At 36.2% G+C, this 5,273-nt stretch carries 3 protein-coding genes and 1 tRNA gene; all 4 read left to right on the forward strand.

From position 1 onward, the window contains the following. Positions 1-204 precede the first annotated feature (204 nt). On the forward strand, positions 205-939 hold the full coding sequence (locus ACQV2P_RS08385; RefSeq protein WP_428894882.1) for a metallophosphoesterase family protein: 735 nt from the start codon (positions 205-207) through the stop codon (positions 937-939). A 4-nt stretch (positions 940-943) separates the two neighbouring features. Further along, the gene (locus ACQV2P_RS08390; RefSeq protein ID WP_428874575.1) at positions 944-3,130 is read left to right on the forward strand and encodes a Tex family protein; all 2,187 of its coding nucleotides are present in this window, start codon (positions 944-946) and stop codon (positions 3,128-3,130) included. Between the two features lie 55 nt (positions 3,131-3,185). Beyond that, positions 3,186-3,268, forward strand: a tRNA-Leu gene (locus ACQV2P_RS08395). Positions 3,269-3,757: 489 nt separating this feature from the next. Beyond that, the gene (locus tag ACQV2P_RS08400) at positions 3,758-5,185 is read left to right on the forward strand and encodes an alanine/glycine:cation symporter family protein (protein WP_428875543.1); all 1,428 of its coding nucleotides are present in this window, start codon (positions 3,758-3,760) and stop codon (positions 5,183-5,185) included. The last annotated feature ends 88 nt before the right edge of the window (positions 5,186-5,273 follow it).

Below are 5,273 nucleotides of genomic sequence, written 5' to 3' on the forward strand. Positions count from 1 at the left end.
AAAAATAGGATGGAAGGAAGTGTTTTTTTCTTCCATCCACCCTGTTTATTATAGAACCAAAACAATAAAGCCCTTCAAGTAGTTTCTTCTAACTTGCGTGAGGGGCTTTACTATTGATCGAGCTTTCTATAAAATATTCTATGATTTTCCTACTACTTAAGCTATGCTATACTTAATTTATTCGATTTTAAAGGCGGTGAAGCAGTGAAAAATAATCCAGAGCACTTATTTGTTATCGGAGATATCCACGGAATGAGTGATGAATTAGATCAACTATTAGCAAGTTGGATACCTGAAGAAGAGCGATTGGTCTTTATTGGAGATTATATTGATCGTGGCTATGATAGTTTAGCTGTTTTAAACCGTGTATGGCAACTTCAAAAAGAAAAGAATGCCCTCTGTTTAAGAGGGAACCACGAATCCATGCTCTTAAATTTTTTGCGAAGCCCGCATAATTTTTTTAATCATTACATTATGAATGGTGGAGTAGCGACTATTTGTCAGTTATTAAATATTCCTGAAGAGAAAGTCTTAAAATCACAAGCCAGACGACTAGCTCGTCAAATTAAACAGACTTATCCTAAGCTGGAAACTTGGTTAGAGGGTCTCCCTTATTATTTTGAATATGGAGAATTCATTATTGTTCATGCTGGTGTAGATTTGTCGCTTGAAAACTGGAAAAACACTTCTGATCACGATTTTCTGTGGATTAGAGACAGCTTTCATCAAACAAAGAATTCTACCGGTAAACAAATTATTTTTGGGCACACTCCAACTATGGTGCTTCATCAGAATTACTATAATTCCAATGTTTGGCGTAAAGATATGAAATGGGGAATTGATGGTGGTTGTGTCTTTGGAGGAGAACTGCATGCTATGAAAGTTAGTAAAACGGCAGTAATTCAGATATATTCCGTCCCAGTTTTAGAAGGAGAATGATAGGATGAATAATGAAAACAATCAAGCAAATATTATCAAATCCATTAGCAACGAATTAAATATAGAAGTCAATCAAATTAATGCGGTTCTTAATTTATTGGAGGAAGGGAATACAATCCCTTTTATTTCACGTTACCGTAAAGAAATGACTGGGTCTCTAGATGAGGTTCAAATCTATGATATCGATAAACAGTATCAGTATGCTTTAAATCTCCATCAACGCAAAGAGGATGTCTTAAAAGCGATTGAGGAACAAGGGAAGCTGGATGCTGACCTTCAAGAAAATATTGAACAGGCACAGACATTACAACAAGTAGAAGACTTATATCGTCCCTTTAAGAAAAAACGTCGGACTAAAGCGATGGTGGCTATTGAGAATGGTTTAGAACCTTTAGCAAGTTGGATGCTAACTAATAAAGACTTAGATGTTCCACTGGAGCAAGAGGCCGAAAAATATCTTAACGAGTCGGTTTCATCAGTTGACAAAGCACTCGAAGGAGCCCATGAGATTATTGCTCAAGAAATATCGGATCGAGCAGATTTCCGAGAATTTATTCGAAAATATACAAAATATAATGCCTATTGGACCACTACTTTAAAAGAGCAAGACATTGACGAACGTGGAGTTTATCAAATGTATTACGATTTCCAAGAAAAACTAATGAAAATTGCTGAATATCGTGTCTTAGCCTCCAATCGTGGTGAAAAAGAAGGGGTTCTTTCAGTTAAAATCCAAGTAGATGAGGAACCGGCGCTTCAGTATATAGAAAAGCATATTCTAGATGAAGAACTGCCTAACCAACAAAAAGAGCGGATTGAGTTAGCAATTAAAGATGCCTATAAACGGTTTATTCAGCCGGCAATTGAGCGTGAAATTAGGAGTGAACAAACTGAAAGGGCAGATCGCCATGCGATTGCTATTTTTGGAGAGAACTTACGTCATTTACTTTTACAGCCTCCAATGAAGGGCTTTCGCGTACTCGGATTAGACCCTGCTTATCGTACGGGGTGCAAATTGGCGATTATTTCAGAAACTGGTCGTGTGCTAGATAAGGGTGTAATCTATCCGCATCCACCTGCAACTGACTATAAGCGCCAACAAGCAGCGACTATTTTAAAGTCAATGATTGAACAACATCAAGTTGATGTTATTGCTATTGGTAACGGAACAGCAAGTAGAGAATCTGAAGTCTTTGTAAGTGAAGTAGTTAAGCAGATTGACCGGTCTATTCGGTTTATAGTTGTTAATGAGGCAGGCGCTTCTGTATATTCAGCTAGTAAAATAGCTCGTGAAGAATTTCCTGATTATCAAGTAGAAGAAAGAAGTGCAGTTTCTATCGCAAGAAGATTGCAAGATCCTCTAGCAGAGTTGATAAAAATTGATCCGAAATCAATGGGAGTCGGACAATACCAGCACGATGTTAGCCAAAATTTATTGGCAGATGAATTGGATTTTGTCGTTAATATGACAGTCAATCAGGTAGGAGTCGACATTAATACTGCTAGTATTCAATTATTAGAACGTGTATCTGGAATGACCCATGCAACAGCTAAGAATGTGATTCTTTTAAGAGATGAGATTGGTAGGTTTGAGGATCGAAAACAGATTAAAAAAGTGAAACGCATGGGACCAAAAACCTATGAACAAGCTGTTGGTTTCTTACGCATTATAAAAGGAACAAACCCTCTAGATCAGACCTCTATTCACCCAGAATCATACGCAATTGCAGAACGGATTCTAGAAGATAATGGCTTGTCTTTAGATGAAATAGGTCAAGTAGAAAGCAGTCAAATTTTAAAATCTTTAGACACCCAGCAGATTGCTCAAACTTATCAAATTGGAAAAGAAACAGCCAAGGATATCTTGGAAGGCTTGATAAATCCTAGTCAAGATATTCGAGATGGTCAGGATGCGCCTATTTTAAGAGACGATGTTTTGAAGCTGGAAGACTTAGAGGAAAATATGCAGTTACAGGGTGTTGTAAGAAATGTTGTCGACTTTGGCGTTTTTGTTGATATTGGAGTTAAACAGGATGGACTTATCCATATATCTAAATTAAGTTCACCAAAAGGTCGATTCATTAAGCATCCTTCTGAGCTAGTAGCCGTGGGAGATATTGTTGAAGTAGAAGTAATTTCTATTGATCGTGAACGGTCACGCATTGGATTAAAACTAATAAATCCTAAATAAAAGTTGACATAAGCGCTGCCGATTCGTTACAATATATACTATCGTTATTGATAGAGCGGTCGTGGCGGAATGGCAGACGCGCCAGCTTGAGGGGCTGGTATCCTTAAGGATGTGGAAGTTCGAGTCTTCTCGGCCGCATTAGGATTTTGGTTATGGAAGTTATAATAAAAGTTGATATTTTGTGATTATTTAAGTGGTATTTATTCGGTGTTTATATCGGATGGATACCACTTCTTTCTTTTTAAAATTAAGAATTCTAGTTAATGATCTAAGTTCTTTCAAACTAATCTACTTATTAACATAAAAATGAAATAGAATGCCTTTTATCAATCTTATTCGATATTTAGCATACTTATGAATGACTAAAATTCTACATCGAACGTTAGTAATTAAGTCACAATTTCCTTCAAGCATTCAAATGTTTAAAAATAACATATCAGCTATAATACTATTGAGTAAAACGATTAAAAAAATTAATGAAAACCATTAATTTACCTTATAGTTTGTGTTAATCTTAACAAGTAGCGACAAATTATCTTGGAAGGAGTGAACCTTTATATGAAAGTTATTTATTTATTTATTAACAGGTCTACTTCAGCTGTTTCTAATTAAGAAAGGAATTATTTAATGAATTTTTCAGATATTGTTGTAACACTTAGAGATTATTTATGGGATTATGTTCTTTTATATGCTTTTATTGGAATCGGATTATTTATGACTGTTCGTTTGGGTTTCCCGCAGTTTTCACGTGTTTTTCCTGCTCTGAAACGTATGATATCAGATATTATAAAGGGTAAATCAGCCAAAGAAGGTGGTATGACTCCTTTTCAATCTTTAGCTACAGCCGTTGCGGCTCAAGTAGGGACTGGCAATATAGTAGGGATTGCAACTGCTATTATTGGTGGCGGTCCGGGAGCGGCATTTTGGATGTTGGTTTCTGGCTTTTTAGGAATGTCTACAATGTTTGCTGAAGCTACCATGTCTCAAGTATTTAGGGAGAGGGAAGTTTCAGATGGTACGTTAGTTGGAGGACCTGCGTACTATATTAAAAATGGTTTAAAGCAAAAGTGGCTAGCATATATTTTTGCTGTTTTGTGCATTGTTGCACTTGGATTAGTTGGTATTATGGTTCAGGCTAACTCTATTATTTCGTCAATGAATACGGCTTTTGGTTTAAATCAATTCTTGATAGCCTGTGTTTTAATAGTGGTGGTTGGCTGGATCCTTATTGGAGGAATGGAGCGGATTGGTAAATTTTCTGAGCGTGTTGTTCCTACTATGGCCATATCATATGTTTTAGTGGCATTATTAATTATGATTTTAAACATTGATCAATTGATACCCACTATCAAGTTGATTATTAATAGCGCTTTCAATCCTCAAGCGATAGCTGGAGGAGCGCTAGGAATCAGTGTTCAGCAAGCAATGCGATATGGGTTAGCTAGAGGTTTATTTTCAAATGAGGCCGGAATGGGATCAACCCCCCATTCTCATGCAGTAGCTGTGACTTCACATCCTGCTGAACAAGGCTTTATTGCCATGATTGGTGTTTTTATATGTACTTTTATTATTTGTGTGGCAACGGTCATGATAAATCTTTTAACAGGGGCTTATTCCATTGAAACAATCCAAGCTATGACTCCTCAAGCTTTAGGTGAGTATGGTCAAATCATGACACAAACTGCTTTCCAAATTCAATTTGGAAAAATTGGAGAGTCATTCTTAGCCATCGCCTTATCAAGCTTTTCCTTAACTACAATTGTTGGTTGGTTTTTCTTTGCAGAGTCCAATGTTAAATTTATCTTTGATAATGGGAAAATCATTCATTCTTTTAAGTTAGTTGCTTTGATGGCAATTGCCATGGGTTATTTTGCAAGTCCTGGTGTAGTTTGGGATATTGCTGACTTATCAATGGGGCTAATGGCTTTACCTAATATAATTGCTCTAATCTTTTTGTCAGGTAAAACAGCAGAAGTCCTGAAAGATTATGACAAACAAGTTCAAATCGATGCAGAACATCTATCATGGGATTATAAATACGAAAAGGCTCACTAAACAAATATATTTTCACAAAAAGATCTTCTGAATTGATGTGAACCTCAAAAGTTGGAGTTTGTATTTAAACGGTTAATTGAATGGTATA

This window comes from Facklamia sp. P12932 (assembly GCF_050409545.1).
Classification (GTDB): Bacteria; Bacillota; Bacilli; order Lactobacillales; family Aerococcaceae; genus Facklamia.